We start from the raw sequence: 16,149 nt of genomic DNA on the forward strand, positions 1-16,149 counted from the left end.
CGCAGATCATCACTCTTTCCCGAATGTTCAGATGACCCTGTCACTGTGGGAGCACGACCTCGGCCTCTCCTGCTGCGAGGGCACGCCGAAGGTCACGAGCCGGGCACACCGGCACCAGGACATCGATATCAACATCGTCGAGGAGGGCGGTCTGGCGTACCTGTTCGGCGGGCGTCACGTCGAGCTGTGGGCGGGTACGACGGCGCTGTTCTGGGCGGCCATCCCGCACCAGCTCCTGAGGACGACGCCCGACGCGCGCGTCTGGTGGACCAACCTGCCGTTGAACACCGTGCTGTCCTGGGGCTCGACCGGGCGGTGCTGAAGCGCTCGGTGCGCGGCTGGCCGGTGGTGGTGCCGCAGGGTCCGCCGACCGGACGCTTCGGACAGTGGTCGGCCGAGCGGCCGCTGTAGTGAGCAGGATCGACAACGGCCGGCCACGACCATCAACGGGCCAGGTGATCTTCGTGCTCAGGCCGCCGCGGGATCGGCCGATGGCCTCACCGTGGTGGTGGACGTTGGCGGGTCGGTGGCAGAGACCTCGCGGAGCTTGTCCGCCGTGATGTAGGGGTCCGTCCCGGTCGCGCGGTCCGGTTTGGGGTACGGCACGGGTTTCGGTCCGGGCCGACCGGCCTCAGCCGACCGGATGCTCGACCGGCCCAGGACGATCTCCGAGCCCGGTCGCCGGGCCCCGTCGTCCCACCGGGCGCTGCCGCGATCGCGGAGCCGATCGCTGCTGGCTGGTCCCTTCCCCGGCGTCGGGGGCCGCGACGGGTGCCGTGGTCCGGCTCGCCGCGGTGTCCACCAGGTCCGGCAGGTCCCGCCCGGTCACCAGTGGTAGCTCTCGGGTTACTGCCGCGATCGGCACGGGATCGCCCACCGGGTCGGCGACCCGGGCGACACGTGCCCGTCCCGTCGGGGTTCGCGGTGTCGCTGCCGCGCCGCGGGTCGGTGCCGACGGCGCGGTGTCGGCCGGTTGCACGACGGAGCCCGGCGTGTCCGTGGTCGACGGTGCCTCCGCCCGGCTGGTCGCCGACCGGCCTGCGGTGTTGCGCGGCGCTCGACGCGGGGCGGCTGCCGGCAGGAGCGGGGCGATCTCCGCGTGCAGCGCCGCCCAGTCCGAGGCGCGGGGCGGGTCGGACTGGTCGGTGGTCGAGGTGCTTTCGGACCGCTCCGGCTGTCGGTCGGTGCGCTCCGGCGCCGCCGTCCGGGATCGCTGCGATCCCGGAGGCTGGGCACCGTCTCCCGTCTGCCCAGTGGCACCGGCCTGCTGAACGGCGTCCCCGGCCGGCTCTGGCCGCGCTGAGCCGGCGGAGGCCGCGTCCGCCGCAGGAGCTACGAGGGCCACGTCCGTGACCGGGTCCGGCGCGGCGGCGAGCAGCCGCGCGGCCGAGGCCAGTGCGGCCGGTTCGGGTTGACCGCTCCGACGCCACCGCCTGCGGCGTTCGCGCGCCGGCAGGTTCCCGGCCAGCACGCGCGCAGGTGCCAGATCGGCGGCGATCAGTGCGGTGAGGCCGTCGTAGTCCGCCTGCTCTGCCAGCCGCCGGGCGATCTCGTCGAGGTCGTACACCGCCACGGCGATGTCCGCGGTGGTGGGGTCCAGCGCTCGGCTGACCTTGCGGTGCAACACCTTGCTCAGCGCCGCCTGCCGCCGCTCGGCGCGGATCTGCGCGCGGGCCGCGTCGAGCGAGCCGTACAGCCCGAGGCCGGGGTGGGCCTTGGCCAGCGAGCGGGCACGGCGGGTCAGCCACGGGTGTCGCAACCAGTGCCCGACCGGCTCGTAGGCCGGCGTCGTGGGTGGAAGCTGCTGCCTGGCGCGCAGCCGGTCACGCCGCTGGTTCCCGGTGTTCATCAGCCACACCAGATAACCGAGCAGGGACATGCCCGCGTAGAAGCCGCCTTCGAGGTGGTTGCTGTGCGCCAGCCAGTTGAAGGCGACCGCGGCGACGGCGATACCGGCCGACAGCACGCGGGACAGGATCGCCGGTTCGCCCAGTCGACGGCGTACGTCGGCGTTGGCCAGCACCACGACGCCGCCCAGCTCCAATGCCCCGACGGCGGGAAGGGCGATGTACCACGGCATGCCGAGCCGTTCCATCGCCCCGGACACCTGGCCGCCGAGCGCAACCAGCAGCACGACGACATAGAACCCGGTACGCAGCACGGCGACGTGCCGCACGGCCTTGGCCAGGCCGGCGTCCCACGCCTCCGGCGGGTCGGCGCCCGGCGCCCCGCCAACTGAATTTCCTCCGGTCATCCGGGTCCGGTCCGGTTCCTGGAACACGCCGAGCAGGTTCCTCTCTCACTCCGACCCCGGCCTGACCGGCGCCGCGGCCGCCCGACCCGGCAGAGCCGCCCACCGAGTCGTGCCAGAGCCGCGCTCCAGCTGCCGGCCGTCGTCCGCCGCATGCTACAAGGTCGCGGGCCGGATTGGAGATTCTCAGACACCACGCTGAGCGCATTGAATGACCCCTCCCGCGGTGAGGTCCGGTCATGCAGCGCGGCACTGAGGCCGCAGCACCCGGCGGATACTGCGCCCTCATCGACAGTGCTCCCGCCGCGGAACCACCCGGTCCCCACAGCGGCTACCCGCCTACGGCGGCGGCTCCGGCAGACAGACCGAGACGGTCGACTGCGGCCGACACGAGCTCGTGCGGAGGCAGCGAGACCTCGAGCACCAGACCCGGCTCGTCCGGCTGCAACCGCTCGAGGATGGCCAGCTGGGAGTCCAGGAGGCTTGCCGGCATGTAGTGCCCGGCGCGCTGGGCCATCCGCTCCCGGATGACCTCCGCCGTCCCGTCAAGGTGCAGGAAGTCCAAGGTTGGTGGTCCTTGCCGGAGCACCTCCCGGTAGGACCGCTTCAACGCCGAGCAGGCCATCACCGTCGACACGCCTTCGGCGTCACGGCCGGCCATCCAGGCAGCAAGGGCGCGGAGCCAGGGCCAGCGGGCGGCGTCGTCGAGGGGTACGCCGGATCGCATCCTCGCCACATTCGCCTCGGAATGGAACTCGTCGGCCTCGGCAAAGGTCAGGCCGGTCAGGTCGCTGATCCCCCTGGCCACGGTCGTCTTGCCCGCCCCGGACACGCCCATCACGACGACATGTCGGGGCGGGTACCGGCGGCTGGACGCGGGAGCGGCACGGTGCCTACCAGTCATGGACGGTCCCGTCCTTGAGGCGGTTGAACGGCAGGTAGGCCGGCAGGTACGGGAACCGGCCGGCGGTCTCCTCGTCGAGCTCGACGCCCAGCCCCGGCTGATCGCCCGGATGGAGGTAGCCGTCGGCGAACGTGAAGGACTGCCGGAAGACCTCGTTGGTCAGGGGCCCGTGTGGCATGTACTCCTGAATGCCGAAGTTGTGGATGGCCAGGTCGAGGTGCAGGGCGGCGGCCATGCCGACCGGTGAGATGTCGGTCGGACCGTGGATGCCGGACTTGATCTGGTACTGCGCGGCGAAGTCGAGCAGTCGGCGCATGGCCGTGATGCCCCCGGTGTGCGTGACCGCGGAACGGACATAGTCGATCAGCTGTTCCCGGATGAGCGTCTGGTAGTCCCACACGGTGTTGAAGACCTCGCCGATCGCCAGCGGCGTGGTGGTGTGCTGTCGTACCAGCCGCAGCGCCTCCTGGTTCTCCGCCGGAGTGCAGTCCTCGAGCCAGAACAGGTCGTACGGTTCGAGATCCTTGCCGAGCCTGGCGGCCTGGATCGGAGTCATCCGGTGGTGACCGTCGTGCAACAGCGGAAGCTCGGGCCCGAATTCGTTGCGTACCGCCTCGAAGACGCCGGGCAGGTGACGCATGTAGGAGCGGGTGTCCCAGTCCTCCTCGGCCGGCAGCGGGGTGCGCTGCGCCGGCTCGTAGTCGTACCGCTTGCCGTCGGCGCTGGGCTGCGCGGCCACCCCGTAGACGGCGTTGATACCGGGGACCGAGGTCTGGATCCGGATCGACCGGTAGCCGAGATCGAGGTGGTTGCGGATCGAGTCGAACAGCTCGGGGATGTCCCGACCCGAGGCGTGGCCGTACGCCATGATGCCGGTCCGCGACGCGCCGCCCAGCAGCTGGTAGAGCGGCATGCCAGCGGCCTTGGCTTTGATGTCCCAGAGCGCGACGTCCACGGCCGCGATCGCCGCCATGGTCACCGGCCCGCGCCGCCAGTACGCCGAGCGGTAGAGAAACTGCCAGGTGTCCTCGATGCGGTGCGGATCCCGCCCGATCAACAGCGGGACGACATGGTCGCGCAGGTACGACGCGACGGCCAGTTCCCGCCCGTTGAGGGTGCCGTCGCCCAGGCCGGTGACCCCCTCATCCGTGGTGATCCTCAGGGTGACGAAGTTGCGGTCAGGGCTGGATACGATGACATCCGCTGCGACGATCTTCACGAGGTGCCTTTCTCAGGTGCCGCCCTGGGCGGGTTCAGCGGATGGTGCTTCCGGTTTCGTGTCCGTCGAGGAGGGATAGTTCGGCGCGGCGCGGCAGGCCCTCCCAATCGCCGTGACCGGCGACGGCGAAGGCACCCAGGATCGCCGCGCGGCGCAGGCGGCCGTCGAGGTCGAGTCCGTCGAGGTGCCCGGAGAGGTAACCGGCGCTGAACGCGTCACCGGCGCCGACCGTGTCCACCGCGGTCACCGGCACCGCCGCAACATGCCGGACGCCCTGGCGGGTGTAGGCCCGCGCGCCGTCGGCGCCGAGCTTGACCAGGACGGTCTCCACGCCGCGCGCCAACAGGCGAGCCACGACGGTGGACTCGTCCGCCCCGGGCTCGTCGACGAGGTCCAGCTCGTCGGCGGAGGCGATGATCACCGAGGCGGACGTGGCCAGCGGTGTGAGCACCGCGCGGGCCGCTTCCCGGGTCCAGAGCCGGGCCCGGTAGTTGACGTCGAGACAGACCAGCGTCCCGGACCGGGACGCGGTCTCGGCCGCCCAGGTGACGGCCTCGCGGGCGCTGTCGGACAGCGCCGGGGTGATCCCGGTCAGATGCAGCACCCGGGCGCCGTCGGCGATCGGTTTGCGGACATCCTCGACGCGCAGGGCCGATCCGGCCGAGCCAGCCCGGTGGTACCGCACCCGGGTCAGGTCGGCGGTACGCCGTTCCACGAACATCAGACCGGCGGGCCGCGCGGGATCGGTGGTCACGCCGTCGACGCGTACGCCTTCGGCGCGCAGTTGCCGCAGCACGTACTCGCCCAACTCGTCGTCGCTGACCCGGCCGACCCAGGCGGTCCGGTGGCCGAGCCGGGCCAAGCCGATCGCGACGTTCGACTCCGCGCCGGCCAAGTGCATGGTCAGGGCACCCCCGACGGCCAGCGGGCCGGCCGCCCGCAGCGCCACCAGCGCCTCGCCGAAGGTGAGCAGGTCGACCGCGGTCATGAGGCCGGCTGGCGGGCAGCCGCCGCCAGATAGGCCCGCGCCCGGTGGCGCAGCCCGTCGAGGTCACCGCCGGAGGCGGCGTCCCCGACCAGCGGGCCGCCGACGCCGACGGCGATCGCCCCGGCGCTCAGATATGCGGGCATCGCGGCCAGGCCCACCCCGCCGACCGCGACGAACGGAATGTCCGGGAACGGGTCGCGCAGCGCCTTCAGGTACGCCGGCCCGCCGAGGGCCGCCGGGAAGAGCTTCACGGCGGACGCCCCCATCCGCACGGCCGTGTACGCCTCGGTCGGGGTGAGCGCCCCGGCGGCGACCGGGAGTCCGCGGCGCACCGCCTCGGGGATGGACTCGACGACGGCCGGGGTGACGATGAACTGCGCCCCGGCGGCGATCACGTCGGCAACGTCGGTGACGGTCAGCACCGTTCCCGCGCCGACCAGCGCTTCGGCGGGCGCGGCCGCGCGGATGGCCTCGATGGCGTGCATCGCACCCGGCGTCGTGAGGGCCACCTCGACGATGCGTACGCCCTCCTCCAGCAGCGCGACGCCGGTGGCGACCGCGGCGGCGGTGTCGGTGCCGCGGATGACCGCCAGTACGCGGGCCGCGGCGAGTTCGGTGGTCAGGTCGAGGGTCATGGTCACCATTCCGCGTAAGAGCCGTCGGGGTGCCGCCACATCGGGCTGCGCCAGGCGTGGCCGCGCTTGTCGGCCGCGCGTACCGCCTGCTCGTCGATCTCGATGCCCAGCCCCGGCGCGGTGAGCCGCTCGACGTGCCCGTCGACGAAGGTCAGCGGCGTCTTGTCCAGGCAGTAGTCGAGCACCTCGGCGCCGAGGTTGTAGTGGATGCCGATGCTCTGTTCCTGGATCAGATAGTTCGGCGTGGCGAAGCCGACCTGCAGGCAGGCCGCCAGGGCGATCGGCCCGAGCGGGCAGTGCGGGGCGAGCTGCACGTCGTAGACCTCGGCGAGCGCGGCGATCTTGCGTACCTCGGTGATGCCGCCAGCGTGCGAGAGGTCCGGTTGGGCGACCGCGATGCCGGCCTGGAGCACGGGTAGGAACTCCTGCCGGCTGTAGAGCCGCTCGCCGGTCGACACCGGGGTGGTGGTGGACCGGACGAAGTCGCCGATGAGGTGGGAGTTCTCGGGCACCACCGGTTCCTCGAGGAACAGCGGCCGGTACGGCTCCAGCAGCGGTGCGACGCGGCGGGCGTTGGCGAGGGTGAACCGGCCGTGGAAGTCGACGGCGACGTCGCGCTCGTCGCCGAGCACCTCGCGGGCGGCGGCCACCCGCTGGACCACCGCGTCCAGTTCGGCGACCGACGCGATCGGGCTCATCCGCCCGGAGGCGTTCATCTTGACGGCGGTCAGGCCCGCCGCCACCTGCGCGGCGATGTGGTCACGGACCTCGTTCGGCTCGTCGCCGCCGACCCAGCCGTAGACGCGGATCCGGTCGCGGACGGGCCCGCCGAGCAGTTGGTGCACCGGCGCCCCGTACCGCTTGCCGGCGACGTCCCACAGCGCCTGGTCCAAGCCGGCCACGGCGCTGGCCAGGATCGGGCCACCCCGGTAGAAGGAGCCCTTGGTCATCACCTGCCAGTGGTCCTCGATCCGCAGCGCGTCCCGGCCGATCAGAAGTTCACCGAGCTGCTCGACGGCGGCCCGGACGGTTTCGGAGCGCCCCTCGCAGGTCGCCTCGCCCCAGCCGACGATCCCGGAATCGGTCTCGACGCGGACGAAGAGCCAACGGGGGGCGACGAGGAACGTCTCGATGCGGGCGATTGTCGTCATGGTGCCCTCAGCCCTTCGTCGCGCCGGCGGTGAGCCCGGAGACGACGTACTTCTGCACGAACAGGGCGATCAGCATGATCGGCAGGGTGACGACGGTGGCCGCCGCCATCAGGCCGCCCCAGTCGATGCTGGCGTAGCCGACGAAGTCGAAGATCGCGACGGGCAGGGTCTTGGTGTCGGCGCCGGAGAGCACCAGGGCGAACATGAAGTTGTTCCAGGAGAAGATGAAGGACAGGATTCCGGCGGTGGCCACGCCCGGCACCGAGAGCGGCAGCGTGATCCGGCGGAACGCGCCGATGTGCGTCAACCCGTCCACGAGCGCCGCCTCCTCGAGTTCGAGGGGGAGGCCGTCGAAGTAGCCCATCATGATGTAGACCACCAGCGGCAGCGACACGAACATGTGGCTGAGGATCAGCACGCCGAACCCGCCGACCATCTGCAGGTTGGAGAAGACGTAGTACCAGGGCACCAGCAGCGAGACACCGGGGATGACCCGCGCCATGAGCACCACCAGCGCCGACTTGCGCATGTTGAAGCGGCTCATCGAGTAGGCCGCCGGCACGCCGAGCAGCAGGGAGAGCGCGGTGGCCGCGAAGGCCACCCAGAGGCTGTTGCCGATGAACTGGACGTAGTTCGCCTGCGTCAGGACGTTGGCGTAGTTGTCCACGGTGGGCGAGAAGACGATCGCCTTGCCCGTGTCGTAGATGTCGACGTTGGTCTTGAACGACGCGGCGACCATCCAGAACAGCGGTGCGAGCAGCGCGATCACCACGACGGCGAGCGCGATGAAGCGGAAGATCCGGTAGGCGGAGCGGGCCTTCATCGCTGCGCCTCCTTCCTGCGGGACGTCAGGGCCCACATCGACCCGATGATGATCAGGAAGAAGATGATGAGGACCGTCGATGAGGTGCCGTACTCGTTGTAGTCGAAGCTCAGGCCGTAGGCGTACACGTTGAGCGTCTCGACTTCGTGGAAAGAGCCGCCGCCGCGGCCCTTGGTGGCGTAGAGGATGTCGAAGGTCTTCAGCGCGTCGATGCCGCGCAGCAGGATCGCGACGATCACGGTGGGCATCACCAGCGGCAGGGTGACGTGCCGGAATCGCTGCCAGCTGCTGGCGCCGTCGATGCGCGCCGCCTCCTGGGGCTCGTCGGAGAGCGAGCTCAGGCCGGCGAGGAGGATCAGCACGACCATCGGCGTCCACTGCCAGACGTCGATGAAGATCGCCGTGGGCAGAGCCGAGTGCTGGCCGGCGAGCCACGGCTGGGGTCCGATGCCGATCCAGCCAAGCATCTGGTTGGCCAGACCGATGTTCGGGTCGAAGATGAGCCGCCACATCATGCCGACCGCGACCGGGGTGGCGACCAACGGCATCAGGATGGCGACCCGGACCCACTTCTGACCCCGGAACGGCCGCCACAGCAGCAGCGCGACCGCCATGCCGAGGACGACCTCGAACAGCAGCGCGACGAGGGTGAACGCCGCGGTCCGGCCGACGGCGGGCCAGAATCGATCGGTGTCCGAAAGCACCTCGGCGTAGTTCTGGACGCCCACGAATTCGGATTCCGCCCGGACCGAGCCCTCGGCGTCAGTGAGGCTGAGATACCCGGTCCAGGCCAGCGGGAAGATGATCAGCGCGGCGACGAAGACCATGGCCGGCGCCGCGAAGAGCCACTTGCGGTGGTGGTTGGCCCAGCGGGCCCACGCCGGCGTGGCCGGCGTCTCTGAGGCGCCGCGGGGCGGTCTGATGGGGGTGGTCACTGCTGCCATGAGATCTCCGGGGTGGGCGGGCCGGGCGGGGGTGGCGGAGCGCTCGGCTCCGCCACCCCCGCGCCAGGCTTACTTGGCCTCGTCGTCCAGGAACTTCTGGAACGCCGCGTTGGCGGTTTCGGCCGCCGCCGCCGCGTCCTTGCCGGCGATGGCGTCGACGATCGGCTGGCCGACGATCTCCCGGGCCTGGGCGACCTTGTTGACCAGCGGGCGGTCGTGACCGACGCCGTCCTTGGTGCTGGCGGCGATGGCCTCGACGAGATCCTTCGGGTAGGACGCGGTGCCCTCGGGGTTGGCCCAGACCGAGGTACGCGCGCCCGGCACGCCGGCCTTCTGCTGCGCGAGCGTCTGCTCCTTGCCGGTCGCCCACTCGACGAACTTCCAGGCGTTGCTCTGGTTCTTCGAGCTGTCGTTGACGCCCAGCGCCCAGGAGGGGATGTTGTAGGGCTTCGAACCGGCCGGGCCGGCCGGGAAGGGCGCGAACCCGACGGTGTCGGCGACCTTCGACTTGGCCGGGTCGGTGGCGTTCCTGTAGAGCGAGTTCGCCTCGGTGTAGAAGGCGGCCTTGCCCTGGGTGAAGATGGCCATCGCCTCCGGCCAGCTCATGTCGGTGCTGACATTCGCCGGGCCGTGGTCCTTGATGAGCCCGCCGTAGTAGGCGTACGCCTGCTTGGCCTGCTCGCTGTTGACGGAGGCCTTGCCGCTGCTGTCGACGAAGTCACCGCCGAAGCTGTAGAGGAAGCTGGAGAACTGGGTGACCGCCGGCGACTTGCCGGTACGGGCCACGAAGCCGGCGACGCTCGGGTCGGCGGCCTTGACCTTGGCTGCCGCCGTCTTGAGCTCGTCGAGGGTCTTCGGCGGGGCGGTCAGACCGGCCTTGGCCAGCAGGTCCTTGCGGTAGTAGAGGACCTCCTGCTCGGTGATGATCGGGACGCCCACGGCCTTGTCCTCGTATGAGGTGGCCTCCACCGGGCCGGCCTGGAAGTCGCTGAAGTCCCAGTCCTTGTTGGACTTGACCTCGTCGGACAGGTCGGCGAGGTACTTGTTCTTGGCGAACAGCTTCCCCTCCTGCAGGGGGCGGTACATCATCACGTCGAGGTCGCTGGAGCCCGCGTTCAGCTTGACGTTGTACTGGTCAGAGAGCTGGTCCTCGCCGAGCTGGGTGATCTCGACCTTCAGGCCGGTCTGCTTCTCAAACTCGGGCAGAGCCTGCTTGATGTTCTCCGTCCACACGTGGTTCGCCAGGGTCACCCGCACCGTCTTGGACGCGGCGCTGTCGTCACCGCCGCCGCATGCTGACAGGCCCATGGCGGCAACCACGGCCAGAGAAGTTCCGAATATCGATCGACGCCGCACGTCCATCTCTCTCCTTTGTCGTGGCCGCCGCCCCGGGGGTAGAGCGCCGCCTCGGTGTTTACATCCGCTTAGCGTCCGGATGCTAGGCCGATAAAGCGGATTTATTCAAGAGGTGATCTCGAACTGGTATGCTCCAACGCGTGGACCCGTCCTCATCGGAGGCTGCAGCCGTCCAAAAGGCCCCTGCCGAGGCCGGGCTGCATGCGCAAGTTCTCGACCACCTCGGCACCGCCATCTGCGGCGGCCAGTTGGCGCCCGGTTCGGTCCTGAACATCGACGTGTTGGTCGACCGGTACGGCGTGTCCCGCTCGGTGGTCCGCGAGGTCCTGCGGGTGCTCGCCGCCATGGGGTTCATCGAGACCCGTCGGCGGGTCGGGGTGATGATCCGGCCGGCGAACGACTGGAACGTCTTCGACCCGCAGGTGATCCGCTGGCGACTCGCCTCCGCCGGCCGCATGGCACAGATGCGCTCCATCACCGAGCTGCGGACCGCCGTCGAACCGCACGCCGCCTGGCTGGCCGCGAGCCGGGTCGATCCCGACGAGGCGAGTGATCTCGTCGGGTTGGCGGCCAAGATGTGGGCCGCCGGGAAGGCCGGCGACGAGGAGCGCTTCCTCCGCCTCGACATCGAGTTCCACCGGCGGGTGCTGGCCGCCTCGGGTAACGAGATGTTCGTCAAGCTGCAGGAGTTGGTGGCGGAGGTGCTCACCGGCCGCCACCACTACGACCTGATGCCGCACTACCCCCACGAGCAGGCTCTCCAACTGCACGCCGACGTGGCGCAGGCGATTCAGCGGCACGACGGCGACCGCGCCCGGGCCGCCATGGTCCAGATCATGGAGCAGGCGTTCGGCGAGATGAAGTCGATGTGGGAGCAGACTGGCGAGCCCGGTCAGGGCTGAGCACGCGACCGACCCAGAGTCTGTTCTTGATCCGGACGATGCGCCTCAGCGGGTGAGCCGGTGTTCCAGGGCGACGTGCAACCGCAGCCGCGCATCAGGGTCCTGCAACCTCGCGCCGAAGAGCCGTCGGAGCGTGCGGAGCCGGTATCGGACCGTTTGCGGGTGCGCATGCAGCGCCGCCGCCGTGGGGATCACCTGGCCCTGGGCGCGCAACCAGGCGTACAGCGTGTGGGCCAGGGTCTCCCGCGTGGCGTGCGGCAGATCCGAAAGCGGCGCCAGCTCCTGTGCGGCGAGGAGGTCGGCGAGCCCTGTCTCCCACTGCGTGATCAGCTCGAACAGGTGGTCCGTGCAGACCAGCAGGTGATCGGCCGGCAACCGTCCGGCGCCCTGCAACAGCAGGGCCCGCGCGGACAGACGGTACGACTGCCGGGCCGAGGCGAGCGGGACGTTCGGGCCCAGCGCGGCGCGCCGGCCGGCGAGAACGTGCCGCAGCCGGGCGAGGCGCCCGGGCGTCTCGGGATCGGCGACAACCAGCCGTACGGCGTCGTCGATCACCGTGGCGACGGTGCCGCCGCCCACGGCGCGTGCCAGGTGGTCGGCGTCGCCGCCGTCGACGGCGGCGACGGCCACCGACGCGGGAAGGGGCCACCGGGCCGCCTCCGAGGCGGCGCGCAGCACGGTGTCGCCCGGCGGATCCGCCTGCACGAGCAGGGTGACGAGTCGCCGACGGGCCACGGCCCAGTCGAGTGACGTGTCCTGCTGCGCCTGCAGGTAACCCTCAGTCGCTGACCCGGCGAGGGCGTCAACGTAGCCGAAGAGGGCGGCGGCCAGCACGTAGAGCTCGTCCGGGGACAGCCGGTCGGTGGCGGACTCGACCAGGAACGACCAGATCTCCCGGGCTCCGAACGTCAGGGTGGTGCGCAGCGCGTCGACCTGGTGGCCCTCGAAGAACTCGGTGCGGCCCAGGGCCCGGAACACCGCCCTGGTGCGCTCCAGGTCGCGGGCCGGGTCGGCGACGGCCTCGACGAACTCGGTCACCGCGGTCTCCACGCCCAGGGACAGCCCGCGCCCCTGGTCGCCGGTCAGCGAGCGGCCCTGCGAGCGCATCACCGCGCGGACCGCGTCGAGCAACCGTGCGTGCAGCGCTCCCCTGCTGCGCCGCAGGTGCTCGCCCACGTGAGCGCCCAGGTCGGCGAGCCGGGGCTCGATGTCGCCGACGGGATCCGACATAGCCACCTCAATTTGTCACCGCGGTGATAACAGCAGAACAGTTTTCGTCACTGTACGGCTCCCCGTTTGGCACCCACGTCGGTAAGGCTGGGCTGGTGGACGCAGATGTGATCGTGGTGGGTGGTGGACTGGCGGGTCTCGTCGCGGCTGCTGAGGCAGCGGACGGCGGCGCGCGAGTGGTGCTGCTCGATCAGGAGCCGGAGCAGAACCTCGGTGGCCAGGCATTCTGGTCGTTCGGCGGGCTGTTCCTGGTCGACTCGCCGGAGCAGCGCCGGATGGGCATCCGCGACTCGCGGGAGCTGGCCTGGCAGGACTGGTTGGGCAGCGCCGCGTTCGACCGGCCGGAGGACCACTGGCCGCGCCAGTGGGCCGAGGCCTACGTCGACTTCGCCGCCGGCGAGAAGCGGGCCTGGCTACGCGCGATGGGTCACCGTCTGTTCCCGGTGGTGGGCTGGGCCGAGCGCGGCGACGGCCGGGCCGAGGGCCACGGCAACTCCGTGCCGCGCTTCCACATCACCTGGGGCACCGGTCCGGGCGTGGTCGAGCCGTTCGAGCGCCGGGTCCGCGAAGCCGTCGCCCGCGGCCGGGTCGAGCTGCGGTTCCGGCACCGGGTGGACGCTTTGGTCACCACGGCCGGTGTGGTCACCGGCGTCCGCGGCACCGTGCTGGAGCCGAGCTCGGTCGCGCGCGGCGTGTCGAGCTCGCGGGTCAGGGTGGGCGACTTCGAGATCAGCGCCCCGGTGGTGATCGTGACCTCGGGCGGCATCGGCGGCAACCACGATCTGGTCCGCGAGGCCTGGCCGGCCCGGCTCGGCGTCCCGCCGAAGCACATGGTGGCCGGCGTGCCGGCGCACGTCGACGGCCGGATGCTCGGCATCACGCAGGCCGCCGGGGGCACCGTCATCAACCCGGACCGGATGTGGCACTACGTCGAGGGACTGCGCAACTTCGATCCGATCTGGCCCGGGCACGGCATCCGGATCCTGCCCGGTCCGTCGTCGCTGTGGGTGGACGCGCAGGGCCGCCGGCTACCACCACCGTTCTTCCCCGGCTTCGACACCCTGGGCACGCTGCGACACCTGATGACCACGGGCCACGATCACAGCTGGTTCGTGCTCACTCAGAAGATCATCGAGAAGGAGTTCGCACTCTCCGGCTCCGAGCAGAACCCGGACCTGACCGGACGCGACATCCGCCAGGTCCTCGGTCGCATCCGGCCCGGCGCACCGGCACCGGTCGAGGCCTTCAAGCAGCGCGGGGCCGACTTCGTGGTCGCGGACACCCTGCCGGAGCTCGTCGCCGGCATGAACAAGCTGACCGACGAGCCGCTCATCGACCTCGCCGACCTGGAACGCACGATCGTCGCCCGGGACCGCGAGATCACCAACCCGTACAGCAAGGACGCCCAGATCACCGCGATCCGCGGGGCTCGCGCCTACCGCGGTGACCGGCTGGTCCGGGTGGCCACGCCACACCGGCTGCTCGACCCCAAGGCGGGACCGCTGATCGCCGTACGCCTGAACATCCTCACCCGCAAGACCCTGGGCGGGCTGCAGACCGACCTCGCCGGCCGGGTCCTGCGCTCCGACGGCGAACCACTGTCCGGCCTGTACGCCGCGGGCGAGGTCGCCGGGTTCGGCGGCGGCGGCATGCACGGCTACAACTCGCTGGAGGGCACCTTCCTCGGCGGCTGCCTGTTCTCCGGCCGCGTCGCCGGCCGGGCCGCCGCGGCAGCGGTGCGCTGATGGGCGCAGCGAGAACATCCTGATCACCGGCGCCAGCGCCGGACTGGGCGCCCAGATGGCCCGGGAGTTCGCCGGCCGTGGCCGAAACCTCGCGCTCTCTGCGCGTTCAAATCCCCCACGGCCCGGTACACCGCAGCGCGGGTTGTTCTACTGCACGTCCTCGGCGAGCACCGCGGTCGACGGGGAGAACAGCTTGCCCGGATGGCGTCGTGGCAGCGCTCGGTCGCCTCTTGCTCATCGGTCGGCACGAGCATGTGGACGACCCCGCCGACCAAGGTCAGCGCGACCACCACGGCGGCGGCGACCCACAGGCGGCGCCGCGACCGGCGGGGGGTGGGCTGGCCGGCTAGGGTGCGGTGGACCCTGCGGGCGCCTCGGGGGTGGGCTGGACGGGGATGCACGCCTGGTCTTCGCGGCGGTCGGTGGGGTCGTCATGCCGGGCGCCGTACTCGCGCTGGCCAATGGCCATCAGGTACGACAGGGGCGGAACCACCCGCCGGCAGGCCGGGGAGGGGTCGGGTGTTCCGCCCCTGTCATCTGGACGCTCGCACCGGAATCCCGGTCTACATGCGCCGGTCGGGTGTGCGGCGTTACGTCTGGTCGCGGTCTGGTCGGGTCATGTCGCGAAGCGCGTCCTGGGCGGCGGCCCGGCGCAGGTAGTCCCGGCGCAGCCGCCGCCGGTCGCGCCGGCACCGTCGGCAGGCCCATGGCATCGGCCACCACCGGCCGCAGCTCCAGCACCGCCACGGGTCCACATCACTCCTAGCGCTCGGGGTCGCCAGGTGCGTCACGTCTCGCACCTGGGATGCGCTTGCGTGGCCTGCGGCGGCTGGAGCGGAACGACATCCGGAGAGGTGCGTGGCCGGGGCACCACCGGCGGCGGTCAGTCCGCGATCTGCACCTCCGGCAGGTCGAGGGCCTGCGCCGCGATCACGAAGGCGGCTTGCCCGTTGAGGACCAGCCGCAGCGCCACCCTGCCCGGGGGCGACGGCGGTCACGTGGTAGCCGCGGTCCAGTGCGTGCTGGGCAGCAGCGGGCAGCCGCCGCGCCTGGTCGTCAACGGGCATGACGATCACGGCGCGGGGAGACCGTGGCCCGCCACCAGGTGCAGCGGCGGGCCACGGTTCCGCAGGCTGCTCTACCAAGACGGCCGCCGATTACCCGAGTAGCCCTTCGACAGGTCAAGGAGGCGACGTACCTGGTAGGACAGGACGCGGCCCTGCCCCAGCGACAGCACGAATTCCCGGCCGCTGTCACCGGGGGCCGGGTCAACGCAATCAGGGTGTGGCGTGCGCAAAGAGCAAGACCTGGTGCGGTACCGCGGTGCTCTTGGCCCGGCCAGGCTACGACGACACGCCCGCCGAGGCAGCGGCCCGGCTCGCCGCTGGCGGCGAGCCGGGCTACTGATTCATCTGATTTGCGCTCGGTATCGCCTAGCGGGTCGCACCCATCGCGGCGCACCGGGGCGACCATCACCCCGAGCCGCCGATCTCCTGGTGCTCATCGTGGCTGGGTAACTCGCAGGTGTCGTCGTTCGGCCAGCTCCTCCGCGCTGACCACGGTCAGAACCGGGGTGCCCGGCGGCGCGAACATGGTCACCACCAGCTGCGACTGTGCGTCCGCAAGGTTGTTGGCGCCCTGGTAGTGGATCACGTCGCCCCCGGGTTCGAACAGGGCGTCACCGGCCTTGAGCACCCGAGGCGGCTGCCCCTCCAGCTCGAAGAGGATCTCGCCCTGGGTCACGTAGCCGAAGACCGGCCCGGGGTGCCGGTGCGGCGGCGCGCCGGGGTCACCGGGCGACAGGGTGACCCGGATCGTCCTGGCCTCGGCGCCCGCCGGGATCAGAGCCGCCGCCTCCGGCAAAGTCGTGATCACCTCAACGCCTGGCGGCAGGTTTGCCTGCTCAGCGCTCATAGATTCCTCCAAACGAGAGTTTCTACAGGAAGGACAAGACGTCCGTCCTGTTTGTGACAGCCCTACGCGGCGCACCTACCCGGGGAC

Annotated in this window: 14 protein-coding genes and 1 pseudogene; 3 read left to right on the forward strand and 12 right to left on the reverse strand. The window is 71.0% G+C overall.

Annotated elements, in window-relative coordinates:
• Positions 1-31: 31 nt before the first annotated feature.
• A complete protein-coding gene (locus AC5L3Z_RS05110) occupies positions 32-322 on the forward strand; it encodes a cupin domain-containing protein (protein ID WP_494839911.1) in 291 nt (96 codons plus the stop codon).
• A gap of 87 nt (positions 323-409) precedes the next feature.
• On the opposite strand, the pseudogene AC5L3Z_RS05115 reads toward AC5L3Z_RS05110, so the two are convergent.
• The 10 genes and pseudogenes from AC5L3Z_RS05115 to AC5L3Z_RS05160 form a co-directional block, all read right to left on the reverse strand.
• Positions 410-499 (reverse strand): annotated as a pseudogene (locus AC5L3Z_RS05115) (IS5/IS1182 family transposase); the annotation flags it as partial.
• Positions 500-631: 132 nt separating this feature from the next.
• Complete coding sequence (locus AC5L3Z_RS05120; protein ID WP_494839913.1) at positions 632-2,281, reverse strand: hypothetical protein; 1,650 nt, start codon at positions 2,279-2,281, stop codon at positions 632-634.
• A gap of 301 nt (positions 2,282-2,582) precedes the next feature.
• Complete coding sequence (locus AC5L3Z_RS05125) at positions 2,583-3,089, reverse strand: gluconokinase (protein WP_494840610.1); 507 nt, start codon at positions 3,087-3,089, stop codon at positions 2,583-2,585.
• 55 nt (positions 3,090-3,144) lie between these two features.
• On the reverse strand, positions 3,145-4,374 hold the full coding sequence (gene manD / locus AC5L3Z_RS05130) for a D-mannonate dehydratase ManD (protein ID WP_494839915.1): 1,230 nt from the start codon (positions 4,372-4,374) through the stop codon (positions 3,145-3,147).
• Positions 4,375-4,408: 34 nt separating this feature from the next.
• Positions 4,409-5,362 (reverse strand): sugar kinase, encoded by a 954-nt coding sequence (locus AC5L3Z_RS05135; RefSeq protein ID WP_494839917.1) that lies wholly within the window; start codon positions 5,360-5,362, stop codon positions 4,409-4,411.
• Positions 5,359-5,997, reverse strand: a complete 639-nt coding sequence (locus AC5L3Z_RS05140; RefSeq protein ID WP_494839919.1) for a bifunctional 4-hydroxy-2-oxoglutarate aldolase/2-dehydro-3-deoxy-phosphogluconate aldolase — start codon at positions 5,995-5,997, stop codon at positions 5,359-5,361. The genes AC5L3Z_RS05135 and AC5L3Z_RS05140 overlap by 4 nt, the downstream gene beginning before the upstream one ends.
• A gap of 2 nt (positions 5,998-5,999) precedes the next feature.
• A complete protein-coding gene (gene dgoD / locus AC5L3Z_RS05145) occupies positions 6,000-7,148 on the reverse strand; it encodes a galactonate dehydratase (protein WP_494839921.1) in 1,149 nt (382 codons plus the stop codon).
• Between the two features lie 7 nt (positions 7,149-7,155).
• Positions 7,156-7,971, reverse strand: a complete 816-nt coding sequence (locus AC5L3Z_RS05150) for a carbohydrate ABC transporter permease (RefSeq protein ID WP_494839923.1) — start codon at positions 7,969-7,971, stop codon at positions 7,156-7,158.
• Complete coding sequence (locus AC5L3Z_RS05155) at positions 7,968-8,906, reverse strand: carbohydrate ABC transporter permease (RefSeq protein ID WP_494839925.1); 939 nt, start codon at positions 8,904-8,906, stop codon at positions 7,968-7,970. Before AC5L3Z_RS05155 ends, AC5L3Z_RS05150 begins: the two co-directional genes overlap by 4 nt.
• 78 nt (positions 8,907-8,984) lie before the next feature.
• Positions 8,985-10,223: an ABC transporter substrate-binding protein gene (locus AC5L3Z_RS05160; protein ID WP_494839927.1), complete on the reverse strand. Its 1,239-nt coding sequence runs from the start codon at positions 10,221-10,223 to the stop codon at positions 8,985-8,987.
• Positions 10,224-10,411: 188 nt separating this feature from the next.
• Between AC5L3Z_RS05160 and AC5L3Z_RS05165 the strand changes: the two genes are divergently transcribed.
• Positions 10,412-11,173 carry a FadR/GntR family transcriptional regulator gene (locus tag AC5L3Z_RS05165; protein WP_494839929.1) on the forward strand — a complete coding sequence of 254 codons (762 nt, stop codon included), beginning with the start codon at positions 10,412-10,414 and terminating at the stop codon, positions 11,171-11,173.
• Positions 11,174-11,218: 45 nt separating this feature from the next.
• On the opposite strand, the gene AC5L3Z_RS05170 is transcribed toward AC5L3Z_RS05165, so the two are convergent.
• A complete protein-coding gene (locus AC5L3Z_RS05170; protein WP_494839931.1) occupies positions 11,219-12,403 on the reverse strand; it encodes a PucR-like N-terminal domain-containing protein in 1,185 nt (394 codons plus the stop codon).
• Between the two features lie 50 nt (positions 12,404-12,453).
• On the opposite strand from AC5L3Z_RS05170, the gene AC5L3Z_RS05175 reads away from it, so the two are divergent.
• Positions 12,454-14,148 (forward strand): FAD-binding dehydrogenase, encoded by a 1,695-nt coding sequence (locus AC5L3Z_RS05175; protein ID WP_494840611.1) that lies wholly within the window; start codon positions 12,454-12,456, stop codon positions 14,146-14,148.
• A 1,500-nt stretch (positions 14,149-15,648) separates the two neighbouring features.
• Here AC5L3Z_RS05175 and AC5L3Z_RS05180 read toward each other — a convergent pair.
• The gene (locus AC5L3Z_RS05180; protein ID WP_494839933.1) at positions 15,649-16,023 is read right to left on the reverse strand and encodes a cupin domain-containing protein; all 375 of its coding nucleotides are present in this window, start codon (positions 16,021-16,023) and stop codon (positions 15,649-15,651) included.
• Positions 16,024-16,149 lie beyond the last annotated feature (126 nt).

The sequence above is a fragment of the Micromonospora sp. LZ37 genome (assembly GCF_059359015.1).